26 protein-coding genes are annotated in these 26513 nt (G+C 63.2%); 14 read left to right on the top strand and 12 right to left on the bottom strand.

Translation table 11 applies throughout. The features are described 5' to 3' along the window. The first annotated feature begins 37 nt into the window (after positions 1-37). Complete coding sequence (locus tag C7G61_RS07170; RefSeq protein ID WP_108513368.1) at positions 38-1288, top strand: flavin-dependent oxidoreductase; 1251 nt, start codon at positions 38-40, stop codon at positions 1286-1288. Positions 1289-1428: 140 nt separating this feature from the next. Here C7G61_RS07170 and C7G61_RS07165 read toward each other — a convergent pair whose 3' ends face one another. Continuing rightward, the gene (locus C7G61_RS07165) at positions 1429-1884 is read right to left on the bottom strand and encodes a cupin domain-containing protein (RefSeq protein WP_108513367.1); all 456 of its coding nucleotides are present in this window, start codon (positions 1882-1884) and stop codon (positions 1429-1431) included. A gap of 19 nt (positions 1885-1903) precedes the next feature. After that, positions 1904-3076 (bottom strand): ABC transporter substrate-binding protein, encoded by a 1173-nt coding sequence (locus C7G61_RS07160; protein WP_190241699.1) that lies wholly within the window; start codon positions 3074-3076, stop codon positions 1904-1906. 212 nt (positions 3077-3288) lie between these two features. Between C7G61_RS07160 and C7G61_RS07155 the strand changes: the two genes are divergently transcribed. Further along, positions 3289-3783, top strand: a complete 495-nt coding sequence (locus tag C7G61_RS07155) for a MarR family winged helix-turn-helix transcriptional regulator (protein ID WP_057833485.1) — start codon at positions 3289-3291, stop codon at positions 3781-3783. 33 nt (positions 3784-3816) lie between these two features. On the opposite strand, the gene C7G61_RS07150 is transcribed toward C7G61_RS07155, so the two are convergent. Further along, complete coding sequence (locus C7G61_RS07150; RefSeq protein ID WP_244608159.1) at positions 3817-4836, bottom strand: AraC family transcriptional regulator; 1020 nt, start codon at positions 4834-4836, stop codon at positions 3817-3819. A gap of 246 nt (positions 4837-5082) precedes the next feature. On the opposite strand from C7G61_RS07150, the gene C7G61_RS07145 reads away from it, so the two are divergent. The 4 genes from C7G61_RS07145 (at position 5083) to C7G61_RS07130 (ending at position 9480) form a co-directional block, all read left to right on the top strand. Further along, complete coding sequence (locus C7G61_RS07145) at positions 5083-5532, top strand: cupin domain-containing protein (protein ID WP_108513365.1); 450 nt, start codon at positions 5083-5085, stop codon at positions 5530-5532. 83 nt (positions 5533-5615) lie between these two features. After that, a complete protein-coding gene (locus C7G61_RS07140) occupies positions 5616-7106 on the top strand; it encodes a flavin-containing monooxygenase (RefSeq protein ID WP_108513364.1) in 1491 nt (496 codons plus the stop codon). A 177-nt stretch (positions 7107-7283) separates the two neighbouring features. After that, a complete protein-coding gene (locus C7G61_RS07135) occupies positions 7284-8975 on the top strand; it encodes a benzoate-CoA ligase family protein (RefSeq protein WP_108513363.1) in 1692 nt (563 codons plus the stop codon). Positions 8976-9006: 31 nt separating this feature from the next. Beyond that, a complete protein-coding gene (locus C7G61_RS07130; protein WP_108513483.1) occupies positions 9007-9480 on the top strand; it encodes a RidA family protein in 474 nt (157 codons plus the stop codon). A 118-nt stretch (positions 9481-9598) separates the two neighbouring features. On the opposite strand, the gene C7G61_RS07125 is transcribed toward C7G61_RS07130, so the two are convergent. From C7G61_RS07125 to kynU, 3 genes are all read right to left on the bottom strand, one after another. Next, positions 9599-10036, bottom strand: coding sequence for a VOC family protein (locus C7G61_RS07125; RefSeq protein WP_108513362.1), 438 nt, complete (start codon positions 10034-10036; stop codon positions 9599-9601). Positions 10037-10190: 154 nt separating this feature from the next. After that, positions 10191-11030, bottom strand: a complete 840-nt coding sequence (gene kynA / locus C7G61_RS07120) for a tryptophan 2,3-dioxygenase (protein WP_108513361.1) — start codon at positions 11028-11030, stop codon at positions 10191-10193. Then, complete coding sequence (gene kynU, locus C7G61_RS07115; RefSeq protein WP_108513360.1) at positions 11027-12220, bottom strand: kynureninase; 1194 nt, start codon at positions 12218-12220, stop codon at positions 11027-11029. Before kynU ends, kynA begins: the two co-directional genes overlap by 4 nt. A gap of 161 nt (positions 12221-12381) precedes the next feature. On the opposite strand from kynU, the gene C7G61_RS07110 reads away from it, so the two are divergent. After that, the gene (locus tag C7G61_RS07110) at positions 12382-13212 is read left to right on the top strand and encodes an alpha/beta hydrolase (RefSeq protein WP_108513359.1); all 831 of its coding nucleotides are present in this window, start codon (positions 12382-12384) and stop codon (positions 13210-13212) included. A 66-nt stretch (positions 13213-13278) separates the two neighbouring features. Here the strand turns inward: C7G61_RS07110 and C7G61_RS07105 are convergent, their stop codons facing one another. Beyond that, complete coding sequence (locus tag C7G61_RS07105; RefSeq protein WP_108513358.1) at positions 13279-14799, bottom strand: mannitol dehydrogenase family protein; 1521 nt, start codon at positions 14797-14799, stop codon at positions 13279-13281. Between the two features lie 120 nt (positions 14800-14919). On the opposite strand from C7G61_RS07105, the gene C7G61_RS07100 reads away from it, so the two are divergent. From C7G61_RS07100 to uxuA, 6 genes are all read left to right on the top strand, one after another. Then, positions 14920-15657, top strand: coding sequence for a FadR/GntR family transcriptional regulator (locus C7G61_RS07100; protein WP_108513357.1), 738 nt, complete (start codon positions 14920-14922; stop codon positions 15655-15657). A gap of 146 nt (positions 15658-15803) precedes the next feature. Further along, positions 15804-16712, top strand: coding sequence for a sialic acid TRAP transporter substrate-binding protein SiaP (locus tag C7G61_RS07095; RefSeq protein WP_420836741.1), 909 nt, complete (start codon positions 15804-15806; stop codon positions 16710-16712). 84 nt (positions 16713-16796) lie between these two features. Next, positions 16797-17375, top strand: a complete 579-nt coding sequence (locus C7G61_RS07090) for a TRAP transporter small permease (RefSeq protein ID WP_108513355.1) — start codon at positions 16797-16799, stop codon at positions 17373-17375. A gap of 4 nt (positions 17376-17379) precedes the next feature. Next, the gene (locus C7G61_RS07085; RefSeq protein WP_108513354.1) at positions 17380-18786 is read left to right on the top strand and encodes a TRAP transporter large permease; all 1407 of its coding nucleotides are present in this window, start codon (positions 17380-17382) and stop codon (positions 18784-18786) included. After that, complete coding sequence (locus C7G61_RS07080) at positions 18783-19829, top strand: L-idonate 5-dehydrogenase (protein ID WP_108513353.1); 1047 nt, start codon at positions 18783-18785, stop codon at positions 19827-19829. The genes C7G61_RS07085 and C7G61_RS07080 overlap by 4 nt, the downstream gene beginning before the upstream one ends. Before the next feature lie 31 nt (positions 19830-19860). Continuing rightward, positions 19861-21051 carry a mannonate dehydratase gene (gene uxuA, locus C7G61_RS07075; protein WP_190241717.1) on the top strand — a complete coding sequence of 397 codons (1191 nt, stop codon included), beginning with the start codon at positions 19861-19863 and terminating at the stop codon, positions 21049-21051. A 29-nt stretch (positions 21052-21080) separates the two neighbouring features. Here uxuA and C7G61_RS07070 read toward each other — a convergent pair whose 3' ends face one another. Next, positions 21081-21827, bottom strand: coding sequence for a polyamine aminopropyltransferase (locus tag C7G61_RS07070; RefSeq protein ID WP_108513351.1), 747 nt, complete (start codon positions 21825-21827; stop codon positions 21081-21083). Between the two features lie 183 nt (positions 21828-22010). On the opposite strand from C7G61_RS07070, the gene C7G61_RS07065 reads away from it, so the two are divergent. Beyond that, complete coding sequence (locus tag C7G61_RS07065) at positions 22011-22325, top strand: helix-turn-helix domain-containing protein (RefSeq protein ID WP_108513350.1); 315 nt, start codon at positions 22011-22013, stop codon at positions 22323-22325. Positions 22326-22331: 6 nt separating this feature from the next. Here C7G61_RS07065 and C7G61_RS07060 read toward each other — a convergent pair whose 3' ends face one another. Genes C7G61_RS07060 through C7G61_RS07045 form a run of 4 tightly spaced genes read right to left on the bottom strand, consistent with a single transcriptional unit; the run spans position 22332 to position 26512 of the window. Continuing rightward, the gene (locus C7G61_RS07060) at positions 22332-22865 is read right to left on the bottom strand and encodes an NADH-quinone oxidoreductase subunit B family protein (protein WP_108513349.1); all 534 of its coding nucleotides are present in this window, start codon (positions 22863-22865) and stop codon (positions 22332-22334) included. A 12-nt stretch (positions 22866-22877) separates the two neighbouring features. Continuing rightward, on the bottom strand, positions 22878-24389 hold the full coding sequence (locus C7G61_RS07055) for a hydrogenase large subunit (RefSeq protein WP_108513348.1): 1512 nt from the start codon (positions 24387-24389) through the stop codon (positions 22878-22880). 12 nt (positions 24390-24401) lie between these two features. Continuing rightward, complete coding sequence (locus C7G61_RS07050; protein ID WP_108513347.1) at positions 24402-25853, bottom strand: hydrogenase 4 subunit F; 1452 nt, start codon at positions 25851-25853, stop codon at positions 24402-24404. Next, a complete protein-coding gene (locus C7G61_RS07045) occupies positions 25850-26512 on the bottom strand; it encodes a hydrogenase-4 component E (RefSeq protein WP_190241716.1) in 663 nt (220 codons plus the stop codon). The genes C7G61_RS07050 and C7G61_RS07045 overlap by 4 nt, the downstream gene beginning before the upstream one ends. Position 26513: the final 1 nt, after the last annotated feature.

The raw sequence follows: 26513 nt of genomic DNA, 5'->3' as shown, positions 1-26513 counted from the left end.
GCGGGGCGAGGTTGAAGAAGAGAGTGGAGTTACGCGCATGAAGGCGATCATCGTCGGAGGCGGCATCGGAGGCCTCACCACCGCGCTGATGTTGCGGGCGCGTGGCATCGACTGCGAATTGTTCGAGCAGTCCGAAAGCATCCGCGAGCTTGGCGTCGGCATCAACACGTTGCCGCATGCGATCAGGGAATTGACCGGCCTCGGGCTGCTGGACCGGCTGGATGCCGCCGCTGTTCGCACCGATCAACTGTATTATCTCAGCCGACACGGCCAGGAAGTCTGGCGCGAGCCGCGCGGGCTCGACGCCGGCCACGACGTGCCGCAATTCTCGGTTCATCGCGGCCGCCTGCAGAGCGTGATCCATCGCGCCGTCGAGGAACGGCTCGGCCCTGAGGCCATCCACACCGGCTGCCGTCTCGGCGCGTTCGCCCAGCACGAGGGCGGCGTGGTTGCGCATTTTTTCGACCGCACCGGCGCCCATGTCAAAACCGCGCGCGGCGATATCCTGATCGGCGCCGACGGCATTCATTCGCGGGTACGCGAGATGCTGTTTCCGGACGAGGGACCGCCGTGCTGGAACGGGTTGATGCTGTGGCGCGGCGCGCGCGACTGGCCGGCCTTCCTGACCGGCCGCTCGATGATCGTGGCCGGCGGGCTGAACGCCAAGGTCGTGATTTATCCGATCGCGGAAGGATCGAGCCCGTCGAGCCGCCTGACCAACTGGGCGGTGATGGTGAAGATCGGCGACGGCAATGTGCCGCCGCCCCGCCGCGAGGACTGGTCGCGGCCGGGCAAGCGCGAGGAACTGATGCCGCATGTCGAGCGCTTCAAGGTGCCGTATGTCGATGTGCGCAGCCTGATCTCGGCGACGTCGGAATTTTACGAGTACCCCTGCTGCGACCGCGACCCGCTGCCGTACTGGACCTGGGGCCGGGTGACGCTGCTCGGCGACGCCGCGCACCCGATGTATCCGGTTGGCTCCAACGGCGCCTCGCAGGCGATCCTCGATGCCCGCGCGCTGGCCGACGAACTGGCGCGCGCCGAGCATCCGCGCCAGGCGCTGGTGGCCTATGAGAAGAAGCGGCTGCCGATGACGGCGGAGATCGTGCGCGCCAACCGCCGCGGCGGCCCCGAGGGCGTGATCGACGCGGTCGAGCAACTGGCGCCCGATGGATTTACTGATATCGAGAAGGTGCTGAGCCACGCCCAGCGCGAGGCGATCGTGCGGGGCTATGCGTCCAAGGCCGGCTTTGCGCCGCCACCGTTGGGATTGGCGGCGGTGCGGTAAAAGTCCCGTAGCCCGGATGGAGCCAACGGGTCGCGCGAAATGCGCGCCCGATGACAGGCTCCGCGCAATCCGGGACGGTGGCGGCCGTATTCCGCAGGCCCCGAATTGCGCTGCGCTCTATCGGGGCTACGAAGATAATCTCACGCCCCCGGAGGTGGCGGCAGGAAGTGGATGTTGTGCTCGGCGGCCAGCGCCACCACCGCGTCCGGCGTCTGCTCCTTCATGTTGTGGATCGCCCAGAACAAATCGTAGAGCCGCCGCGTCGGCGACACCCAGAACAGCGTCTTCGCGGTGCGGCCGGACTTGTTGAAGATGCCGTGCGGCTTGCCCATCGGCAGCCGCACCAGATCGCCGGGCGTCGCCTGCGTCTCGGCGCCGTCGAGGAAAAAGTCGAGCTGGCCCTCCAGGAGGTACAGATATTCGTCCTGGTCCGGATGAATATGCGGCGGCACGAAGGTCTCTGGCGGAAACGTCGCATGCCATGAGAAGGAATGCTCGGAGACGTTTTTCGGCACATAGGTCTGGCCGAGGATGCTCCAGGAGATTCCCTGGATGCCTTCATTGGCGCGCGTGATGCCGGCGATTTCGGTCTTCATTGGCTGTTCCCTTCCAAAATTACTTCGCGGTGCAATCCTTGGCGTAACGGTCGCCATAGTTGGAAAATACCTTCTCGACGATCTCGGTCTGGAATTTTCCGTCCGGACGCTTGGCGACCTTGGTCAGATAAAAATTCTGGATCGGGTAGCCGTTGACGTTGAACTTGAAGTCGCCGCGCAGCGAAGTGAACTCGGCCTTCCGAAGCGCGGCCGATACCGCCTCCTTGTTTTTGAGGTCGCCCTTCACCGCCTTCACCGCGCTGTCGATCAGCATCGCCGTATCATAGCCCTGCATGGCGTAGGTGCCGGGCACGCTGTTGTAGGCGGCCTCGTAGGCGGCGACGAACTTCTTGTTCTGGGGATTATCCATGTTCGGCGCCCAGTTGGCGCCGCCGAACATGCCGACGGCGGCGTCCTGCTGCGCGGGCAGGGTGGATTCATCGACCGTGAAGGCCGACAGCACCGGGATCTTGTCGGCGAGGCCGGCCTGCCGGTATTGCTTGACGAGGCCGACGCCCATGCCGCCCGGCATGAAGGTGAACAGCGCATCGACCTTGGAAGAAGCGATCTTGGTCAGTTCGACCTGGAAATCCAGCGTACCCAGCGGCGTGTAGCTTTCCTCTGATATCTCGCCCTTGTAGTCGAGTTTGAATCCGGCCACCGAATCCTTTCCGGCCTGATAGTTCGGCACCAGCACATACACGCGCTTGTAGCCGCGATCTTGCGCGACCTTGCCGAGGATCTCGTGAACCTGGTCGTTCTGGTAGGAAGTCACGTAGAAGAACGGGCTGCACTCCTTGCCGGCATAGCTCGACGGCCCCGCGTTCGGACTGATCAGGAACGTCTTGTTCTCGGTCACCGGCCGGTGAATGGCCTGCAGGATGTTGGAGAAGATCGGCCCGACCACAAAATCGACCTTCTCGCGTTCGAGCAGGCCCTTGGCCTTGGTCACGGCGCCATCGGGCTTGAGTTCGTCGTCGACGACGACGACCTCGACATCCTTTCCCGCCATCTTGCCGCCGAGGTCCTTGATTCCGAGTTGCAGGCCGTCGCGCGATTGCTGGCCGAGGACGGCCGCCGGGCCGGACAAGGTCGTGATCACGCCGATTTTGATTTTCTCCTGGGCTGCGACTGGCTCCGCGGCAACACCCAGCAAAACGGCAAGTCCGGTCAGCTTCAACGACTGCTTCATGATTATTCCTCCGTTCGGCCTCTGCAGCCGAAACCCACGTCGCACCAAATGCTCGGGATGCAGCTTATTCTGACGGTGACGGCACCTGCAAGCAGAACGCATCTATGCAAGCCATGCGCCAATTACTTGAAACCTAAAGAAATCTGGGCAATGATCCGCAAGCTGCGCGCTGTTCGGATCGCCGAACGCCCAAGCCGGACAAGATTTGCATCATGATCCTCGATTCAGAGACCAAGGCCGTCGAACTCCCGGAACATCATGGCGACGAACTCAGGCTGTGGCTTCGTCTCCTGACCTGCACGACCCTGATCGAGGGCGAGGTGCGCAGCCGCTTGCGCGAACGCTTTGACGTCACGCTGCCGCGGTTCGATCTGATGGCGCAGCTCGACAAGGTGCCGGAGGGCATGACGCTATCAGATGTCTCCAAGCGGATGATGGTCTCGAACGGCAATGTTACGGGATTGGTCGAGCGCCTCGTCGAATCCGGCCATCTCGACCGCCGCACGTCGGACGCCGACCGCCGCGTGCAGGTAATCCGCCTGACCAAGGCGGGGCGGGCCGAATTCCGCAAGATGGCGGCGGAGCACGAATTGTGGATTGCCGATGTCTTCGGGGACCTGACGCCAAAGGACGTCCGCGAACTGATGCGTTTGCTGGCCAAGACCAAGGCGTCGGCGCAGAAGTCAGCGAAGGCGCGAGCGGGCTGAGGCAACGCTGCGGCTGAAGCAGCTGGCCGGACGCTAATTCATCCCGCGCAGGGTCGCCGAGGGAGTTTCGCCGAACTTGGCCCGGTAGGCGCTTGCCATCCGGCTCAGATGCGCAAACCCAAGTTCGAATGCGATATCGGTGATGCTTTCGTCAGGGGAGGCGGCGGCCAATCTGACATTGAGATGCGCGAGCCTGATATCACGCAGCATCTCAGAGATCGACGTTTCGAAATGCCGCTGAAAGCCGAGCTGCAGCGCACGGATACCCGTGCCTGCGGCGGCGGCAAGCTGCGCGAGATCGAGCGGCTCTTCCGCATGCGTATAGAGGAATTCGCGCGCCCGCCGTAGCGACTGCGGCAGCGCTTCGGCCCGGCCGCCAAATCGCTCGATCGCGTCGCTGGCGCTGTGGCGCTGACCGTGAAGCAAGGTACCCAACAGTGTCTCGCGCAGATTGGCCGCCGCCATCGGCGAAAGCGGCCGTTGCGGTCCGAGCCGTTCGGCGAGATCGACGAACTCCAGAATTTGCGACTGAAGCGCCCGGCCGCCTCTCGAGGAGAGATCGACCGCGGGCTCGAACTCGACCGCGACCGCTGGCCGGCCCGACAGCGCCGCAGCCCGTTGCTCCAACAGGCGGCGCTCGACCAGCAGAATGAGCTGGGCGCAATTGCCCTGCCAGGTCATTCGGGTGGGAATCGTCGGCGACAATAGCGACGCGCTGGCGCCGGGAGCGGCTGCGATGTCGCGCGCCGCCGTTTGGATCCGCGCCGAACCGTGCACGGGAATTTGCAGCAGGAAGAAGCGCTCGAGACAGCCGGGATCGATCGACACCGACCCGCCATAGGCGACGTAGTTGACGGAGAATCCGCCAAAGACCGCGCTGTTATGCAGTGCAAAAAAGTCGGGTGATGATCGCGCGGTGGGCTTCAGTTCGTGCGGGCAGAATATCCGCCCGACCGCGTCGGCGGCAGCGTCGACCCTATCGGTCGAAACACGGTTGAACGCCGCCAGCCGGATGGCGGGGTCATGCTGGGGAATGCTGGTAGCTCTCGCCACGGCCCGACCCTTTGCATTTATTTGAAGCCTATAATATCGGCGCAGGTCCCTATTGGAAAGGCGATTTGTTGGCGTTTGCCTGCCCGATCCGGAGGCAAGAGCCGTCTTTCCGCGCCGCAGCAATCAGAAAAATTTCTATCCGCGGACGACGGATTCGTTTTCTGGCTAGACGGTCGGGCCGCTGGGCCGCAGCCTGCGCGAACGAGTTCGACACCAAGAACCAACCGCGACACAGGAGATGGCGACATGGCAACACTCGAAAAGGGCATCACCGCCAATGGCACGGGCTACGGCGGCAAGACCTGGAACATCCTGGGTCAGGTCTACTTCCCCAAAGCCGTGACCGATTCAACCTTTGCCTTCGAAACCAACAGCGAACCCGGCCAGTTCGTGCCGGTGCACGTCCACCCGACGCAGGATGAATTCATCCTGGTGCAGGAGGGCACCCTCGATCTCAAGCTCGACGGCGTCTGGGTGCAGGCAAAAGTCGGTGATCTGGTGCGGCTGCCGCGCGGCATTCCGCATGGCTACTTCAACAAGTCCGACAAGCCGGCGCGCGCGCTGTTCTGGGTGTCGCCGATGCAGAAGCTCGAAGCGCTGTTCAACCAGCTCCACAATCTGACGGATCCCGAAGAGGTGGTTCGGATATCCGCGCAGCATGAAGTGAACTTCCTGCCGCCCGAAGCCAACGAATAGCTCAGCAACCGCCGGGCAACTGCGCCGGAGTCGCAACGCGTTGAGCCCTCAGTTCTGGGGCCGATCACTGCTGGAGAATTGTCATGATCACGCAGAAACATGTTTGTATCGTCGGCGCGGGCGTATCGGGACTGGCTGCCGCAAAAGCCTTCGCCGCGCGCGGACATCAGATCACGATCGTCGAACGCAGCGGCGACCTCGGTGGCGTCTGGGAACCAGCGCGATCCTATCCCGAGGTGCAAACGCAAAGCCCGAAGGATCTCTATCGTTACACCGACAAGGCGATGCCGGATTCCTATCCGGAATGGCCGAAGGGCCCGCAGGTCCACGCCTATCTGACCGAGTACGCCAAGGACAACGATCTTCTCGGTGCCATCAGCTTCAACACGGCCGTGGTGCAGATGGATCGCCGGCCCGATTCCGCGCCCGGCTGGCGGCTCGAGCTGCGGGGTCTGGAGGGCGGTGTCCGCCACGAGGATTTCGATTTTGTCGCTGTCTGCACGGGGCAGTTCAACGAGCCCCAGACGCTCAGCCTGCCCGGCGAAGAATCGTTCAAGGCGCAGGGCGGGCGCATCCTGCACTCCTCGGAGTACAACGATCCTGTCATCGCCAAGGGCCGGAGGATCGTCGTGCTCGGCGGTTCGAAGTCGGCGACAGACATTGCGGTCAACGCCGTCAATTCGGGCGCTGCCGAAGTGACGCTGGTGTACCGCGAGCCGGTATGGCGGATTCCCTATTTCATCGGCGGCCTGGTCAATTTCAAACGCATTCTCTACATCCGCGCGCAGGAGGAGATGTTCAGGAGCTGGGGCATCGGCGCGATGTCGCGGTTCGCGCACGCGATTGCAAAACCGCTCGTCTGGGCCAACTGGCGTGGACTGGAGAGCCTGCTGAAAGTTCAACTCAAGCTCGGCAAATGCGACATGGTGCCGAAGGAGCGGATCGAGGATGGCGTCAATTGCGCGGTGCCGATCGCCACGCCAGGATTCTTTCCGATGGTCGCCGACGGCCGCATCAAGGCCATCCGCGGCAGCTTTGAGCGTTACGACGGCAATTCGATCGTGACGACCGGCGGGCAGCGCGTCCAGGCCGACGTCGCCGTGCTCGCGATCGGCTACAAACTGGGCGTGCCGTTCCTGCCGCAGGCGTACTGCGAGAAGCTGGTCGATGCCGACGGGCAATACCGGCTCTATCGGCTGATCGCCAATCCGGACCTGCCCGAGATGGGATTCGTCGGCTTCAATTCCAGCTTCTGCACGGTGCTGTGCGCGGATCTCGCGGCGAACTGGCTGGTGCGCTACGCCGATGGCCAGCTCGCCCGTCAGCCGACGCCGAAGGAGATGCGGGACAACATCGAGATGATGCTGCATTTCAAGCGCGTCGAGCGGCCGGCGGCCGGCGTCTATGGCGGCCTGTGCGTGGCGCCCTATCACTTCAAGCATTTTGACGAGTTGCTTGCCGATATCGGCGTGTCCGGACGCCGGGCCAATCCGCTGGTGGAGAAATTTACCCCGCCCGATGCCGCGGCCTATGGCCGCTTCCTGGCCGCGGCGCCGGCCTACCGCGCAGCCTGACGGGTTCCCATGGCGCTGCCGCCGTCAGGCCGGTCTCGGCGGCGGGGAGGCGATTCCACCAGTGATTCCACGCTTGCGAAAAATTGTTTTAAGCCTAAAATGATTGCGAGACGGCTTGCCGGGCGTCCTCGATATTGATCTCGAGCCTTTCATTGATGGAAGCGAGGGGAGATGAAAATGTCACCCAGCCGGACCCTTGGTCAGTCTCTTGGCCCATCGGGCCATATCGATGACTTTGCGCGGCGAAATCTGCCGCCGTCCGACCAATGGCCGGACCTGCTGCTCGACCGGCCCGAGTTTCAGTATCCGGAATATCTCAATGCCGCGGTCGAACTGACTGACCGCATTGTCGAGAAAGGCTGGGGCGACCGGATCGCGCTGATCGGCAACGGTCGCCAGCGCACTTACAAGGAACTGGCCGATTGGTCCAACCGCCTCGCGCATGCGCTGGTGGAGAACTACGGCGTCAAGCCCGGCAACCGCGTCCTGATCCGTTCGGGCAACAATCCCGCGCTGGTCGCGGCATGGCTTGCGGCCACCAAGGCCGGCGCGGTCGTCGTCAACACCATGCCGATGCTGCGCGCCGGCGAATTGAGCAAGATCATCGACAAGGCCGAGATTGCGCTGGCGCTGACCGACAGCCGCATTGCCGATGAACTGGTTGCGTGCGCGAAGACCAGCCGTTTTCTCAAGCAGGTGGTGAATTTCGACGGCACGTCCAACCATGACGCCGAACTCGACCGGGTAGCGCTGAACAAGCCGGTGCGGTTCGAAGCCGTGAAAACGGGACGCGACGATGTAGCCCTGCTTGGATTTACGTCGGGCACCACGGGCGAACCCAAAGCGACGATGCATTTCCATCGCGACCTCATGATCGTGGCGGATGGCTATGCCAGGGAAGTCCTTGACGTCACCGAGGACGATGTCTTCGTCGGCTCGCCGCCGCTGGCCTTTACGTTCGGGCTCGGGGGACTGGCGATCTTCCCATTGCGGTTCGGCGCGACCGCAACGCTGTTGGAAAACGCGGCGCCGCCCGAAATGGTCAGGATCATCGAGACCTACAAGGCGACGATCTGCTTCACCTCGCCGACGGCGTATCGTGCGATGATGGCCGCGATGGACAACGGCGCCGATCTGTCGTCGCTGCGGATCGCGGTTTCGGCCGGCGAAACCTTGCCCGCGCCGGTGTTCGAAAACTGGACCCGCAAGACCGGCAAGACCATCCTCGACGGCATCGGCTCGACGGAACTGCTGCACATCTTCATCACCAACCGCGTCGGCGACGCCGTCGCGGGAACGACGGGACTCCCGGTTGCGGGTTACGAGGCAAAAATCGTCGATGACAACATGAACGAATTGCCGGCGGGCACCGTCGGCAAGCTTGCAGTGCGCGGGCCGACCGGATGCCGCTATCTCGCCGACAAGAGGCAGTCGAACTATGTGCGCGACGGCTGGAACCTGACGGGCGACTCCTTTGTCCGCGACGCTAATGGACGGCTGTCGTTTGTCGCCCGTTCGGACGACATGATCGTCTCCTCCGGCTACAACATCGCAGGCCCCGAGGTCGAAGCCGCGTTGCTGTCGCATCCTGCCGTCGCCGAATGCGGCGTGGTCGGCGCGCCCGACGAGGCGCGCGGCATGATCGTCAAGGCCTATGTGGTCCTGGCGGGTGGCGCCATGGGCGACGCCGCGCTGACGCAGGCGTTGCAGGATCATGTCAAGCAGACCATTGCGCCGTACAAATATCCGCGTGCGATCGAATATGTCGCGCAACTGCCGAAGACCGAGACCGGCAAGCTGAGGCGCTTTGCGCTGAGGCAGATGGCTGCGGCCGGAACTGCGTCATCGCCTGATGTCGCCGCGGAGTGAATGCTTTGAATTGCACGAAGGAGAACAGCCGGTGACCGCGCCTAAAGGCCCCACCTTGACGGTGGTGCCTCACCCCAAAACTCCTGACGTGGAGACCGACACCCCGTCGTCCGGCCCGCAAGTGCTGCAGCCGAGCGGCTGGCCGATGCCAAAGGGCTATGCCAACGGCATGGCCGCCGATGGCCGTCTTGTGGTGACCGGCGGCGTGATCGGTTGGGATACGCAAGGGCATCTGGCGCCGGACTTCGTCGCGCAGGTGCGTCAGACGCTCTCCAACATTTCCGAAATTCTTGCCGAGGGCGGCGCCAGGCCCGAACATCTGGTGCGTTTGACCTGGTATGTCGTTGACATCGAGGAATATCTCGTCAGCCTGAAAGAACTCGGCCGCGCCTATCGCGAGATTTTTGGTGCGCATTATCCGGCGATGGCGCTGGTTCAGGTAGTGCGTCTGGTCGAGAAAGCCGCCCGCGTCGAGATCGAAGCTACCGCAGTGGTGCCGCGCTAAAACCCGCTTGTCGGGTGTCGTCTTAGGCTGCTGACGGCGGCGTTGGCGGGCAGGCGAGTCGGCCTCGGACGCGCTCGCTGACATTGGTCACGCTTCGCCCTTTGTCTTCGTATTGCGCTCAGCTGAGTTCCTGGGCTAGTCCGATGAGAAGCCCCTCAGGCCCACGGATGTAGCAAAGCCGATACGCGTCTTTATACTGGACTACTTCGCCTACGAGCTGCGCACCGCGCGTGCGGAGCCTTACAAGCGTCTCGTCGATGTCGTCCACGGCGAACATGACGCGGAGGTAGCCCAGAGCGTTGACCGGGGCGTTCCGGTGATCTGCGACGACAGGCGGCGTGAGGAAGCGGGAGAGCTCGAGCCGGCTGTGGCCGTCCGGCGTGCGCATCATGGCAATCTCGACACGCTGATCGCCCAGTCCAGTGACACGTCCGGCCCATTCTCCTTCGATCGTGGTCCGCCCTTCGAGCTCGAGGCCGAGTTCGCGAAAGAAATCAATCGTCCCTCCGAGGTCTTCGACGACGATTCCTACGTTGTCCATCCGCTTGAGCGCCATGTTTCCAATCTCCAAGGTGTCGCCGTAGTCTAACTACGGACGCTTGAGGTGCCCCCAACACCGGCGGCCATCCGGGCCCGATTCGCTGCTGTCCACATCAGAAAGCTTGAATCATGGGCCGCCTCAAACCTCCACCCCGTTTTCAAACGGTCTCTTAGAGCTCTGTTCTCAGCTTCCAGAGTTCCGGAAAAAGTTCGACCTCGAGCATCTTGCGCAAGTAGGAGACGCCCGACGTGCCACCGGTTCCGCGCTTCAGGCCGATGATGCGCTCGACCGTCGTGACGTGGTTGAAGCGCCAGCGGCGGAAATAGTCCTCGAAATCGACCAGCTTTTCCGCAAGCTCGTAGAGCATCCAGTGTTTCGCCGGCGACGCATAGACGGTCTTCCAGGCCTCCAAAACCTCGTCGTTTGGCGTGCGCTTGACGCGCCAGTCGGTTCGGTGTGCGTCTTCGCCGATGTCAAAACCATTGCGCGCCAGTAACAGCACCGCCTCGTCATAGAGGCCCGGCTCCGCGAGAATTTCCTCGAGCTTTGCCATGATGTCGGCGCGGTGGGCGTGCGGGCCAAGCAGCGCTAAATTGCGATTGCCGGCTAGGAACTCGATCGCGCGGTACTGGTACGACTGGAAACCCGAGGACTGCCCGAGCTGATCGCGAAACTCGGTGTATTCGCTGGGTGTCATCGTCCGCAACACGTCCCAGGCGGTATTGAGCTGCTCGAAGATCCGGGCGACGCGCGACAGCATCTTGAAGGCGGGCTGCAACTGGTCGTGGCGGATCGCCTTGATGGCGGAACGGATTTCGTGGATGGCGAGCTTCATCCAGAGTTCGGAGGTCTGGTGCTGGATGATGAACAGCAGTTCGTCATGCGCCCCCGAGAGCGGCTCTTGCGCGTCCAGCAAGCGTTCCAGATGCAGATAATCGCTGTAGGACATGCGCCCTTCGAATGATATCTGGGCTCCCTCACGCGAGGAGTCGTCGGGCTTGCCAGTCATGTCACGAGCGCCTTTTTGCGGTAATCCGCGGTATCCCAGCGGCGATTGGTCAAGACGTCGGCGATGATTTCGATTGCGGCGCGAACCTCGGCTTCTCCGATGTAGAGCGGCGTAAAGCCGAAGCGCATCATGTCCGGCGCGCGGAAGTCGCCGATCACGTCGCGCGCGATCAGCGCCTGCATGATCGCGTAGCCATCCGGGTGACGAAACGAAACCTGGCTGCCGCGCAGCTTTCCGTCCCGCGGCGAAGCCAGCGTCAGCTCGGGACAACGTGCTTCGATTTCGCGGATGAACAGGTCGGCGAGCGCGATCGATGCATGGCGCACGTCGGTCATGCTGACGCCGTCCCAGACGTCGAGGGCGGCGTCGAGCGCGGCCATCGCAATGATCGGGGGCGTACCAACCCGCATGCGCTCAATGCCCGGCCCGGCCCGATAGTCGAGGTCAAAGGCAAAGGGCGCGTGATGACCCATCCATCCGGAAAGCGCCGGCCGCGCCGTATCGGCGTGCTTCGGCGCTACATAGATGAAGGCTGGCGCGCCAGGGCCAGCATTGAGATATTTGTAGGTGCAGCCGACTGCGAAATCGGCTTCGGCACCTTCCAACTCGACCGGAATAGCGCCGGCGGAATGCGCCAGATCCCAGACTGTCAACGCACCGGCGGCATGCGCCCTGCGCGTCAGTGCGCGCATGTCGTGCAACCGGCCGGTGCGATAGTCGACCTCGGTCAGCATCAGCACCGCGATCGTCTCGTCGATGGCGGCTTCGACGTCTTCGGGGGCCACGACCTTCAACTCGTAGCCACGGTCGAGCGATTCAAGCAGACCGCTGGCGATGTAGAGATCGGAAGGAAAGTTGCCGGTGTCCGACAAGATCACGCGCCGCGACGGATTGAGTTCGAGCGCGGAGGCCAGCGCCTGGTAGACCTTGATGGACAGCGTATCGCCCACCACCACCGTTCCTTCGGCAGCGCCGATCAATCGGCCGATGCGGTCGCCGATACGCCGCGGCTGCGTCATCCACCCGGCGACGTTCCAGCCCTTGATGAGGTGCTTGCCCCATTCCTCCGATATCATGCGGCCGACGCGATCGGCGGCTGCAACGGGCAGGGGACCGAGCGAATTGCCGTCCAGATAGATCACGCCATCCGGGATGGCGAACCGGGATTTTGTTCGCGTGAAATCGGTCATGTCTTTCCCTGGTCGCGCCCCCTGGAATTATTCGCATGGACATCGATTATTTCAAGCTTGAAATTTATGGGCGCAGGGCGCGCTTCTCGGTATAGACTGGCTGCCTGCGGGCATTGACCGGACATCGCCCGGCCCAAAGAATCGAACGGAAGCCGAACCGCGTGATTTTTCATCAGATTTCCGACTGGAGCGACGCCTATGCGAATGCTCCGAACATTCCGAGCGGCGAACGCTGGCCGGCCGCGTGGGTGCAGCCCGCGCAGGCCTATCGCGATGCACTCCAGGGCAGCGGCCGCGCGACGCTCGACGTCTGTTATGGCGAGCGGGCACGAAACCGCTTCGATCTTTTTAGCCCGGAAGGCCGGCCAAAGGGCCTGGTCGTCTTCGTCCATGGCGGATTTTGGAAGGCGCTCGACAAGAGCTTTTGGTCGCATCTCGCGCGCGGATCGGTTGAAAGCGGCTATGCGGTGGCGATGCCCTCCTACACACTGTGCCCGGCCGTGCGCATCGCCGAAATCACGTGCGAAATTGCCGCGGCCGTCGCGCGCGCCGCCGCGATGGTCGAGGGCCCGCTTTTTCTGACCGGGCATTCCGCCGGCGGGCATCTGGTGACACGCATGATTTCGGCGACGTCGCCGCTCCCGGACGATGTCCGGGCGCGCATCAGCCACACCGTCTCCATTTCCGGCGTTCATGACCTTCGTCCGCTGATGAAGGCCGCCATGAATACGGACCTCCGGATCGACGAGGCCGAGGCGCGCGTGGAAAGCCCCGCATTGCTCGAGCCGATGCAGAATGCACGCGTGACGTGCTGGGTCGGCAGCGCCGAGCGCCCGGAATTCGTCCGCCAGAACGCGCTCCTCGCCAACATCTGGACCGGGCTCGGCGCGAAAACCTGCGTGATCGAAGAACCCGGCCGGCATCATTTCGATGTCATCGACGGGCTCGCCGATCCCGATCACCAACTCACCAGGACGTTGTTGTCTCCGTAGCCTGCTGAATTTCCGAAATGAACGGCGGTCGCGGGGCCTTGCCACCAGGTGGTTCTGACCTACCAGTCATGCTGGCTGAAACGTCTGCACCGTCTGTCGTGCACCCAGGGCATAGAGTTTTGAGAGCGCCTCGGTGACGGCGTTGCGCATGCGAGGATCGCTGCCGAGGTTGCCGAAAATAGAGTTCACCTCAAGCAGCGCGGGCGCAAGGCGCTCCGCGAACGGGCCGGCGCGCTCGGCGATATCAGCCAGTTCCCTGGCGAGCGGATCGCGCACGTCGATGGCGCGTCCCTGTTCGTCCTTTGCGGTGACGTAACGCATCCAGCCCGCTACCGCGAGCGCATGCGTGTCGATCGAAAGGCCCAGCCGCAACCGGTCCTGCATGGTGGCGAGCAGCCGCTGCGGCAGTTTCTGCGAGCCGTCCATCGCGATCTGCCAGGTACGGTGATGCAGGGCGGCATTGGAAAAGCGCTTCAGCAGCGACGCACTATAGGCGGCGAGGTCTGTGCCTTCAGGCATCGTAAGCGTCGGCGCAGCGTCCTGCATTACTTGTCGAGCAAGCGCCGCAAAGCGAAGATCGGTCACGGCCGCGGCGATGGTCTCATAGCCGGCGAGATAGCCGAGATAGGCCAGCGCCGAGTGACTGGCATTTAGCAGCCGTAGTTTCATGTGCTCGAACGGCGTCACATCCGAGACCATTTGCACGCCTGCGGCCGCGAAATCCGGCCGTCCGGCTGGAAAGCGATCTTCAACGATCCATTGCGTGAATGGCTCCGTCACCACCGGCCACGCGTCGGTCATGCCGAGCGCGGAGGAAACCTCTGATCGGTCGAGGTCGGTGGTCTCCGGCACGATCCGGTCCACCATTGTCGAAGGGAAGGCGACCTCGGTCTCAATCCATTTGGCGAGGTTGCGCGACCGCAAGGCGGCGAACTGCGTCACGATCCGCCCCACCGTATGGCCGTTGGCGGAGAGATTGTCGCACGACAGAACGGTGAAGGGGGCTGCGCCTGCAATCCGCCGGCGCGCCAGCGCAGCCACCAGGAATCCGATGGCCGAGCGCGGCGTGCCCGGATTCTGCAGGTCATGAACGATGTCGGGATGATTTTCGTCGAGGTCGCCGGTTTGCGGCGTGTGGCAGTAGCCCTTCTCGGTGACCGTCAGCGAGACGATGCGCGTGGCCGGGTGAGCGAGGCGCGCGATCAGAGGGGCGGGTCTCTCCTTGGCGACTTCGCATGCGAGGACCGAGCCGATGATCCGGTGATCGGTGCCCGCGCCGGAGCGAACGGCGAGGGTGTAGAGGCAATCCTGCGGGGCGAGGGCATCGCGCGTTTCCGAACTGCGCAGGCTGGCCCCGACGATTCCCCAGTCCGTCGCGCCACCTGCAAGGAGGTCGTCGATCACCACCGCCTGGTGTGCCCGGTGGAATGCGCCGATTCCGAGATGGACGATGCCCGGCGTGACGCGCGAGCGGTCATAGACCGGCCGCCGGACATGGCCGGGAAGCCGATGAAGGTTGGCATCCGAGAGGCGGAAATCGCCGTCTTTTGGGCCGGAAACCGGGATTTTTGCCGGATCGCTTGACATGAAAGGCTCGATCTATCAATCTTTGGTCAATTGGTAAGGCCAATTTGCCGATTTATCGGCCTTGGCCCGATCAAAGCAAGAAAAATCGATTCGCCCAGGGATCGTCAGGGAGAGCCGAGCGTGCCGCTCGAAGCCGTGGAAGCGCGACGCCTTTATCGCCAGGTTGCCGATCAGCTACGCGCCTTGATCGACAGCGGCGAATACTGCGTGGGCAGCCGGCTTCCCACTGAACGCGATCTTGCCGAGCAGTTGAAGGTGTCGCGGCCGACGGTGCGCGAAGCGCTGATCGCGCTCGAAGTCGAGGGCCGGGTCCGGATCCGCGTCGGCTCCGGAATTTATGTCAGCGAACCGGCGGCGCTTGCGCCGCCCTTGCCGGCGGCGGCCGAGATCGAAGGCCCGTTCGAACTGCTGCGCGCGCGCGAATTCCTCGAAGGCGCCATAGCCGAACAGGCCGCGCGGGTGGCGACGCCTGAGGATATCGCGCGCATCGACGCTTCGCTGGAAGCGATGGCCACCGTGCAGCATCCCGGCGAAGCTTCGATGATCCATGACCGGGCGTTTCATGTAGCGGTGGCCGGATGTCTCGACAACGCCGTGCTGGTCCGTGTGGTCGGCGAGTTGTTCGACCAGCGGCTCAACCCCTACTTCGCCAAGCTCGCGCATTATTTCGAGAATCCGGAATCCTGGAATGCGGCGCTGGCCGAGCACCACGCGATCCGCGATGCCATCGCCGCGCATGATGCCGACGGGGCCCGCGTGACGATGCGCGAACACCTGGCGCGTTCGCAGGCCCGCTTTGCGCAAAATTTCGGGACCGAAGCCTCGTCCGCGTCAAGCGTCCGCGCAAGGAGCGGCTGAGCAAGCAAGAATTCGAACGGTTCGGCGAAATGCCGGGCCGATTGGGTAACAAAAGCAAATTTAGCAAGGGAGGAATTCACGTGTTCAAGAAATTGACGATTGCATTCGCGGCGTCTGCTGCGCTGTTGGCCGCGACCACGTCGGGCATGGCGCAGACCAAGCTCAAATGGGCCCATGTTTACGAAACGTCGGAGCCGTTCCACACTGCTTCAGTCTGGGCCGCGGGCGAAATCAACAAGCGCACCAATGGGCGTTACCAGATCGACGTCTATCCGGCCTCGCAGCTCGGCAAGGAAACCGACATCAACCAGGGCCTCGCGCTGGGCTCGGTTGATATGATCATTTCCGGCTCGAGCTTCGCGGCCAAGAGCTTTCCGCCGATCGGCGTGACCTACTATCCCTACACCTTCCGCGACGCGGATCATCTGCTGGCCTATACCAAGAGCGACGTCTTCAAGGAGCTTACGAAGGGCTACGAGGACAAGAGCGGCCATCGCATCGTGGCGGTGACTTACTACGGTGTGCGTCACACCTCGTCGAACAAGCCGATCAAGACCTGCGCCGACATGAAGGGCCTCAAGATTCGCGTGCCTGACGTGCCGGCCTATCTCGCGATGCCGCGCGCCTGCGGCGCCAATACCGCACCGATCGCGTTTGCCGAGGTCTATCTCGCCCTGCAGAACGGCACCGTGGAAGCCCAGGAAAATCCGCTCACGACCATAGAGGCCAAGAAATTCTACGAAGTGCAGAAGCACATCGTGCTGACCGGCCACATCGTCGATCATCTCAACACCGTGGTCTCCGGCGCGCTCTGGAAAAAGTTGTCTGAGGAAGACCGCAAGATCTTCACCGACGTCGCACAGGAGGCGGCCGCGAAGGCGACCGCCGAGATCAAGACCAACGAAGCCAAGCTGGTCGATTTCTTCAAGCAGAAGGGCCTGACGGTAACCGAGGTCAACAAGTCCGAGTTCCGCGACACCGTCCTCAAGACCACGAGCTTCGAGAGCTTCGACTACCGCAAGGCCGACTGGGAACGCATCCAGGCGGTGAAGTAAACGGCTAGAGCTTTCGTCCGTGCCTGTGGCGATTTTTGCGGCGGGCACGGGCGTAGCTTCTCAGACGCCAGTTCGGGAGGGCGCATGTCGACGGTTGAAGTGCACAAGCAGATCACGGCGGACGAGATCGCCCATACGTTTGAGGACGAAGTCCCCAAGGGCGCTGATCTCCGCGGATACGCGCCCGAGGACTGGCTGGCGCTCGCGATCTTCTGGGTCATGGCGCTGTCGGTGTTCCTGCAGTTCTTCACCCGCTATGTCCTCAATGACAGCTACGCCTGGACCGAGGAAATTGCGACATATTGCCTGATCGGCGTGGTCTTCATCGGCTCGGCGATGTGCGTGCGGCTGTCGCGGCACATCCAGGTCGATCTTCTGTTCCGTTACTTGCCGCATTTGCCGGCGCGCGCGCTGTCGACCGTGATCGACCTGATCCGGATCGCGTTCTTCGGCTATGCGATCAAGCTGGTCTGGCAATTCATCCAGATCATCGGCGACGAGCGGATGACCACGATCAAGTTTCAAAAGGGTTTTGTGTATTACGCCGTGCTGCTCGGCTTCGCGCTGATGTTTGCGCGCTCGGTCCAGATCGCGGTCGAGAACTGGCGGCGCGGCTACTCGATCCTGGAGCGCCCGGGCGCCTTCGACGGAACGGAAGGTTAGGGCGATGCTACTGCTGCTTGGGGGATTTTTGCTGCTGATGCTGATCGGCCTGCCGGTCGCGCTGGCCATGGCGGTGTCGTCGCTGGTCTATATTCTCGTCACCGGCATTACGCCTGACGTGACGCTGGCGCAGCGCATGATCGCCGGCGTCGAGAGCTTTCCGCTGCTGGCCGTGCCGTTTTTCATCCTGGCCGGCAATCTCATGAACATCGCGGGCGTCACGGGGCGCATCTACAAATTCGCGGTCGCACTGGTGGGCTGGATGCGCGGCGGCCTCGGCCACGTCAATATCGTTGGCTCCGTGATCTTCTCGGGCATGTCCGGCACTGCGATCGCGGACGCCGCTGGGCTCGGCACCATCGAGATCAAGGCGATGAAGGATCATGGCTACTCCACCGAGTTCGCCGTCGGCGTCACCGCGGCGTCCGCCACGCTCGGGCCGATCATCCCGCCGTCATTGCCGTTCGTGATCTACGGCATGATGGCGAACGTCTCGATCGGCGCGCTGTTCCTCGGCGGCGTCATTCCCGGCGTCGTCATGACGTTGGCGATGATGGCGACGGTGGCCTATTTCGCCCACAAGAACGGCTGGGGCAGCGATACCCCGTTCTCCTGGCCGCAGATCGGGTCGGCCGCCCTCGAAATCTTCATCGTCCTGGCATTCCCGCTGGTGGTCTGGCTCTTGGTCGTCGGCGGGATGTCGGTGAATATGGCGGTTGGCATCGGTCTCGTGGCGCTGCTGGCGCTCGACTGGTATTTCGACTTCTCCGCCGTGATGGCGCTGATGGCCCCCGTCATCCTGATCGGCGGCATGACGCTCGGCTGGTTCACGCCGACGGAGGCCGCGGTTGCCGCGGTGATCTGGTCGCTGTTCCTCGGTCTCGTGCGTTACCGCTCGATGACGCTGCAAACGGTGGCGAAAGCGACGTTCGACACCATCGAGACCACCGCGTCGGTGCTGTTCATCGTCACCGCCGCTTCGATCTTCGCGTGGCTGCTGACCGTGTCGCAGGCGGCGCAGACGCTGACGGATGCGATACTCGGGATCACCCAGAACAAATGGGTGTTCCTGCTGCTGGCCAACATCCTGATCCTGTTCGTCGGCTGCTTCATCGACACCATTGCCGCGATCACCATTCTGGTTCCGATCCTGCTGCCGATCGTTCTGAAACTGGGCATCGACCCCATTCATTTCGGCCTGATCATGACGCTGAACCTGATGATCGGCCTCTTACACCCGCCGCTCGGCATGGTGCTGTTCGTGCTTGCGCGCGTGGCGAAACTGTCCGTCGAGCGCACGACCATGGCGATCCTGCCGTGGCTGGTGCCGCTGCTATTGGCGCTCGTCGCCATCACCTACATCCCGGAGCTGACGCTCTGGCTACCGAAATATATGGGACTCTCAAAATGACATCGATGGCTTTGGCCGCAACGCTGTTCGGCCCGGAAGATCTGCGCATGGTCGAGCGGCCGCTCGATCCCCTGGCGTCCGGCATGGTGCGGATTCGTTTCGGCGCCGGCGGCATTTGCGGCTCCGACATGCATTACTATCGCCATGCCCGCACTGGTGATTTCGTGGTGACCTCACCGCTGGTGCTCGGCCACGAGATCGCGGGCGAAGTCGTGGAGATCGCGGGCTCCGCTCCCGATGTGAAGGTCGGCGACCGGGTCGCCCTCAATCCGTCGCGCTGGTGCGGCCACTGCAAGCCGTGCCGCGAGAACCGGCCCAATCTCTGTGAGAACATCTTCTTCATGGGATCGGCCTCGAAGACCCCGCATATGCAAGGCGGCTTTGCGTCCTACTTCGACGCCATCCCGGCGCAATGCGTGAAGATTCCCGATCACGTGACGTATCAGGCGGCCGCCTTGGCCGAACCGCTCGCGGTGTGCCTGCATGCGGTCGCCCGCGCTGGCGATGTTACCGGTAAGCGCGCGGTACTGTTCGGCGCTGGCCCCATCGGTCTCTTGACCATGCTGGCGGCGCAGCGCGCAGGGATCGCGGAGGCCACCGTCGTCGACATCGCGGCGGCGCCGCTGGCCTTCGCGACAAGGCTTGGCGCCAACCATGTCGTCGATATCTCCGGCGGCGAGGAGGCGCTGAAGGCGGAAGCCGCGACGCGTCCGTTCGATGTCGCGTTTGAAGTTTCGGGAACGGCCGCGGGCCTTGCCAGCGCCATCGGCGCCGTTAGGCGCGGCGGCGTCGTGGTCCAGATCGGCAATCTGCCGGGCGGGCAGATCCCGGTGCCGGCGAATGCGGTGATGGCCAAGGAGATCGACCTCCGCGGCTCGTTCCGCTTCGGGATGGAATTCTTCACCGCGGTCGAGCTGATCGCCGATGGCAGCGTCGACGTGCTTTCGCTGGTGACGGCGGAGCGCCCGCTTTCAGTGGCACCCGACGCGGTTCGGCTAGCGCTCGACCGTTCGCAAAGCGTCAAGGTCGTGCTGACGGCGTGATTGCAATTTTCGTTTCAGGAGATCGCCCATGATGCTGCAGGGATGGCGGTGGTACGGGCCCAACGATCCAGTGTCGCTCGACGATATCCGCCAGGCCGGCGCGACCGACGTGGTGACGGCGCTGCATCAGGTGCCGATCGGCGAGGCCTGGACGCGCGCAGCGGTCGAAGAGCGCAAAAACCTGATCGAGAACTCGCAGCCCGGGCGTTCGCCGCTGGCCTGGTCGGTAGTGGAGTCGATCCCGATCCCCGATGACGTCAAGCGGCTCGGGGGTAGCGCGACCCGATCCATCGAGGCCTGGATCGCGAGCCTCGAGGCGGTGGCTTCCGCCGGCATCAAGATCATCTGCTACAACTTCATGCCGGTCGTCGACTGGTGCCGCACCGATCTTGAATGGGAACTGCCGAACGGCGCCAAGGCCATGCGCTTCGACCAGGAACGGTTCGCGGCGTTCGATCTGCATATCCTGGAGCGGCCGGAAGCGCCGGCGGAATATTCCGAGGCTGCGCGGCGTCGTGCCAAAGAGGTCTATTCGCGGATGACGCAGGCCGATATCGATATCCTCGTCACCAACATTGCGAGTGCGCTGCCGGGCTCCACCACTGATCCGCTGACGATCCCGCAATTCCGCGACCGCTTGCAGCAGTATCGCGGCATCGATTCCACGGTGCTGCGCCGGCACCTCAGCGAATTCCTCGCGCGCGTGACGCCGGTCGCCGAGCAGCTTGGGGTGATGCTGACGCTGCATCCGGATGATCCGCCGCGGCCGCTGTTCGGCCTGCCGCGCATCGCCTCGTCGGCGGAAGATTACCAGGCGCTGTTCGATGCCGTGCCCTCGAAGGCCAACGGCATCTGCTTCTGCACCGGCTCGCTCGGCGTGCGCGCGGAAAACGATCTTCCGGCGATGGCCAAACGCTTTGCGCCGCGGATCGGCTTTGCGCATCTGCGCGCGACCAGGCGGGAAGGCGACGGCCTGTCGTTTTTCGAGTCCGATCATCTCGACGGCGACGTCGATATGATCGCGGTGCTCAAGGCGTTGCTGGCGGAGAACCGAAAGCGTTCGGCGGAAAATCAGATCGTGTTCCGGCCCGATCATGGCCACCGCATGCTCGACGATCTCGCGGCAACCAAGCGCACCAATCCCGGCTACACCGCGATCGGCCGGCTGCGCGGCCTAGCTGAGCTGCGTGGTGCTATCCGCGCTATCGAGCACGCCGGCTGACTGAAGCGAGCGTTTCTCGGCGCGGCTGGTTACCTGTCAGCGGTGGAATACATCGCGCCGAGGCCGCGACCGCGCAACCTGCATCGCCGGATCGACCAGCGCTCGAGGCTGTTTTGCATCACCTCGGCAAGCGCCGGGCGCGCGTTCAACTGCTTCTCCGGCACGCATGCAATGATTGCATTTCGATCCTGGACGCCCTGCTCGTCGATAATCCACGTTGCCAACCGGTCGCCGGCGAGCCGCGCGGCGATGCGATCGGGCACCGGGTCGATGTCGTTCGCGACCAATACGTTCATGACGATGCGGCCGCCGGGCGTCAGCCGCGCGCGGATGGCGTCGCAGGTCTCGACGTCGAATTCATTGTCAAAGTGAAAATCCGGACCTCCGACATCAATGGCGATCCCGTCGTAGAGGAGATCGTCGTCGAGAATGAATTTCCGGAAATCGGACACGATCAGCGGCAAGCCATCCGGCAGCCCAAAATATCTCTGAGCGATCACGAAGCTGATCGGATTGTTGTCGACGATCGTCAGCTCTTTTCCGAGACGCGCCAGCCTGGTGGCAAGATTCCCGCCGCCGCATCCCAGGACGAGAACGTTCGTCGCGCGATGCAGGAGCTCGTCCATGAGCCTGACATAGCTGAAGACGCTCTCGCCGTCGGGCGTGGCCTGGCTCTGCCTAACGCCTTCCTCGAAATAGATCCGCGTTCCATCCGCGGAGCATTCGACGATTTCGATTGCGCCGTTCCTGCCCCGATAGCGCCCCAGCAACCGCACCTGACGTCACCATGCATTAAATGGGATGTTTGATACATCGTTTATCATGTCATGAATCGGATGCCAATCTGGCAAAGACATTTGCGGCCGTCCTCTTTGATATACTGAACCTCTAAATTGATGCTTGAGACGGTAATTTAGATGGGATAGATATATCCGCTTCCGAACCGGAGAACTGCCCCCATGATTACCGCCAATCAACTCAGGGCCGCGCGCGCGCTTCTGAGCATCGATCAGCGGCAAATGGCCGAGCTGGCCGATCTTTCGGTGCCGACCATCCAGCGCATGGAAGCTAGCGACGGCGTGATCCGCGCCAACGTCGATTCCCTGATGAAACTGGTTTCCGCGCTCGAGGGCGCCGGGATCGAGCTGATCAATCCGGGCGCCGCGAGCGCGACCGGCGGACGAGGGGTGCGCCTTCGCGAACATCTCACAAATCCCAAAACAAAGAGCAAGACCGCCCGCCAACCGAAGAGGGTGCTGGAGCGGGTTCGATAGCGTTCCTCACGACGTAACGGCGTCCGCGTCCGTGCGTTCGAGCAGCGCCAGCAATCCTTGCAGCATGACTGTGGGGGTTGGCGGGCAGCCGGGAATGTGCAGGTCGACCGGGACGACCTCGGAGACGCCGCCGACGACCGCGTAGCTGCCGGCAAAACATCCTCCGTTCCGCGCGCAATCTCCGACCGCGACGACCCATTTCGGGTTCGGCGTCGCGTGATAGGTGCGTTCGAGCGCCTCGCGCATGTTTTTCGTCACCGGTCCCGTCACCATCAGGACGTCGGCATGGCGCGGCGAGGCGACGAACCGCAGGCCGAACCGTTCGACGTCGTAATAGGCGTTGTTGAGCGCGTGAATTTCCAGCTCGCATCCGTTGCAGGATCCGGCATCGACTTCGCGGATCGACAGGCTCCGGCCGAGCCGTCGCCGCGCGGCTTTCCCGAGCGCGGTGGCGAGTTCCGCCACGGCGGCGTCATCGGGCAAAGGCGCCCGCTCGGTGAGCGGCCGGCGGAACACGCTTTCGAACAGCAGCTTGCGCATTGCGCGACTTCCTTACAGATCGTGGCCCGAATAGGAACAGTTGAACGACTTGTTGCAGAGCGGAAAGTCCGCGACGATGTTGTTCTCGATCACAGCCTCGAGCAGCGGCCATTGAAACCAGGACGGGTCGCGCATGTGACATCGTTCGATCAGGCCATTGCGCAAGCGTAGCCAGACCAGGACGTCACCGCGGAATCCCTCCACCACCGCCATGCCCTCGCGCACTGCCCCTCCAAGCGGCACTTCCGTGCGCGCCGGGCCTTTGGGAAGCCGGCTCAGGATCTGGTCGATCAGCGAAAGGCTTTGCTCGACCTCGCGTACCCTGATCCAGACCCGCGCATTGACGTCGCCCTCATGGAGCGTGGGAACGTCGAAGCGCAGACGATCATAAGGCGGATAGGCCAGCGCCCGGCGCGCGTCGAACGAGCGGCCTGAGGCGCGGCCGATATAGCCGCCCGCGGCATACTGCCTGGCCAGCGGCGGTTTGAGCACGCCGGTATCGACGGTGCGATCCTGCAGCGAAGCGGTGTTGTCATAGAGTTCGATCAGAGCCGGAAAGCGCAGCCGGATATTGTCCAGCGCGGCCCGGATGGCTTGCACGCCGTCGGCGCCGATGTCGCGGCTGACGCCGCCGGGCACGATGACGTCGCGCATCAGGCGATGGCCGAAGGCGGCGCCGGCGGCGCGCAGCACGCTCTCGCGCAGCACGCCGCAATGCGCGTGCATCAATGCAAAGGAGGCATCGTTGCAGATCGCACCGATGTCGCCGAGATGGTTGGCGAGCCGCTCCAGCTCGGCGAGCAATGCCCGCAGCAACACGGCTCGGTCAGGCACGGCGAGGTCCAGCGCTGCTTCGGCCGCGCGCGAAAACGCGTAGGCGTAAGCGACGGTGCTGTCGCCCGACGTGCGCCCGGCGAGATGGACTCCGCGTTCCAGGCTGGCGCCGCTCATCAGGCCGTCGATACCCTTGTGGACATATCCAAGCCGCTGTTCCAACCTGACCACGGTCTCGCCGCTGGCGGTAAAGCGGAAATGTCCGGGCTCGATGATGCCTGCATGTACCGGGCCGACCGGGATCTGGTGCAGGCCGTCGCCTTCGGCCGCCAGGAAACCGTAGGGCGCCGCCTTCGGCAACGCGTCGATGCGGTCTCCCAACGGGAATCGCACACCCCAGCGATTGTGATCGAGCCAGGGCCGCGCATCGGGCGAGCCTTCGGCGGACAATCCGAACAGGTCGTTGATGGTGCGCTCCAGCCGCCGTGCCGGCGGATGATGCCTGCCGACGGAAGGAAAGGTCCGGTTGGGACAATCCAGGCTGATGACCGCGATCTCCGTGGTCTGTCCATCCATGATCGCCATATGCGCTGCTGCGGGTTCGCCCCACAGGCCGAGCAGGCTCCAGCGACCATGCGCCAGTTCGGCCGCGGCGAATGTCCAGACCGAAGCATCGACTACAATGCGCGGCCACGGGCGGTGTTGCCCGACTTTGCGGCCTTCCAGCGTCAAATCGATCAGCGATGGCATGTCACGTCGTTCCTATCCAAGCAATTGGGCCACATGCTGAAACCAGACCACCAGCGGAGCGGGAAGATAGACTCCCGCGCCCAAGACCAGTGCGAGATGAGTGAACATCGGAATGTAGGAAGCCTCGGCCGACGCCGTGCTGCCGCGCGGCTCGCCGAAGGCGACGCTGGTCAGGCGCAACATCAAGGCGCCGAAGGCCAGCAGTAACCCGAACACCAGCACGATCGCGAGCAGCGGCTGCCTGGCAAAGGTCGAACTCACGACGAGAAATTCGCTCATGAAGATGCCGAGCGGCGGCAGGCCTGCGATCGCGACGACGCCCACCACCAGCCCCCAGCCGAGCGCCGGATGGGTCACCGTCAAGCCGCGGATCCGCGAGATCCGTTGGGTACCCTTGATTTGCGAAATATGTCCGACGGCGTAGAAGATCGCCGACTTGGTCAGGCTATGCATCACCATGTGCAGCAGCCCGGCAAAATTGGCGAGCGGACCGCCCATGCCAAACGCAAACACGATGATGCCCATGTGTTCGATCGAGGAATAGGCGAACAGGCGTTTGATGTCGCGCCGCCGGTACAACATGAAGGCCGCGAAGATCAGCGAGACCAGGCCCATCGTCACCATCAGGGGACCGGGGGCGATCGAAGCGGGGTTGGCCGCGAGCAATATCTTGAAGCGCAGCAACGCATAGAGCGCGACGTTCAGCAAGAGGCCCGACAACACCGCCGATATCGGCGTCGGACCTTCGGCATGCGCATCCGGCAACCAGGCATGCAGCGGCGCGAGGCCGACCTTGGTGCCGTAGCCGAGAAACAGGAATACGAATGCGACGTTGAGCAGGGCCGCGTCGAAGTTCGCGGCGCGCTCGACCAGCAGCGTCCAGACCATGCCGTCCTGGCCTTCGCCCATCACCGGGCGCGCCGCCATGTAGACCAGAATCGTGCCGAACAAGGCGAGCGCAATTCCGACGCTTCCCAGGATGAAATACTTCCAGGCGGCTTCGAGCGCCGCATGGGTGCGATAGATGCCGACCATCAGCACCGTCGTCAGCGTCGCGAGCTCGACCGCCACCCACATCAGGCCGATATTGTTCGACACGAACGCGAGATTCATGCCGAACATCATGGTCTGATACATGGCGTGATAGAAGCGCAGGTAAGCCGGCGTCAGCCGGCCGGAATCGAGCTCATGCGCGATATAGCTGGCGCTGAAGATGCTGGTGGTGAATCCCACGAAGGTATTGAGCACGATGAAGACGATGTTCAGGTCGTCGATCAGCACGTAAGGCCCGGGGGAGGGACGTTCGACGACGAACAGGGAGAGCGCGGACAGCAATGTCGCCAGACTGGCAACGACGTTCAGCCGTGCCGTCAGCCGGTAGCCGGGCAGAGCGGCCAGCAGCGCCGCCGAGCAGATCGGGATCAGCAGGACCGCTGTGACGGGATCGAAGAAAGACAGCGTCATCGGCGTTCGCCCCTGAAATCGTCGAGGGCGGAGACGTCCACCGAATCGAAACGCTCGCGGATTCGGAACAGGAAGATGCCGATGACGATGAACGCGATCAGGATCGAGAAGGCGACGCTGATCTCGACCACCAGCGGCATGCCCTTGGCGCCGGTTGCGGCCAGCACCAGTCCGTTTTCGAGCGACATGAAGCCGACAACCTGGCTGACCGCATTGCGGCGCGTCACCATGACCAGAAGTCCGAGCAGCACCACCGATAGCGCAAAGGCGAGATCCTCGCGCGCCAGCGGGTCGGCGTCGCTCGTCACCCGCAGCATGAGAACCAGCGAGAGGGCGACGAGCCCCATTCCGGCCAGCATGGTCGGACCGATTCCGACCGCGGATTCGATGTCGCGGTGAATTCCGAGCTGCTTGACGATGCGGTGCAGCGCCACCGGAATGACGATCGCCTTGAACACCAGGGCGATGATCGCGGTGACGTAGAGATGGGGCGCATCCTGGATGAAAGCCTGCCAGGCAACCGATAGCGACAGCACCAGGGCGTGGAGCGCGAATACGTTGAGCAGCGAATAGAGACGGTCCTGATACAGCATCATCAGGCTGATCAGCACCAGTCCGCCGGCCAGCGTGTGCGAAACATCGAAGGCAAGGCTGTGCATC

Source organism: Bradyrhizobium algeriense (assembly GCF_003062295.1).
GTDB lineage: Bacteria > Pseudomonadota > Alphaproteobacteria > Rhizobiales > Xanthobacteraceae > Bradyrhizobium > Bradyrhizobium algeriense.
Note: the sequence above shows the minus strand (reverse complement) of the source record. Positions and strands in the feature narration are given on the sequence as shown.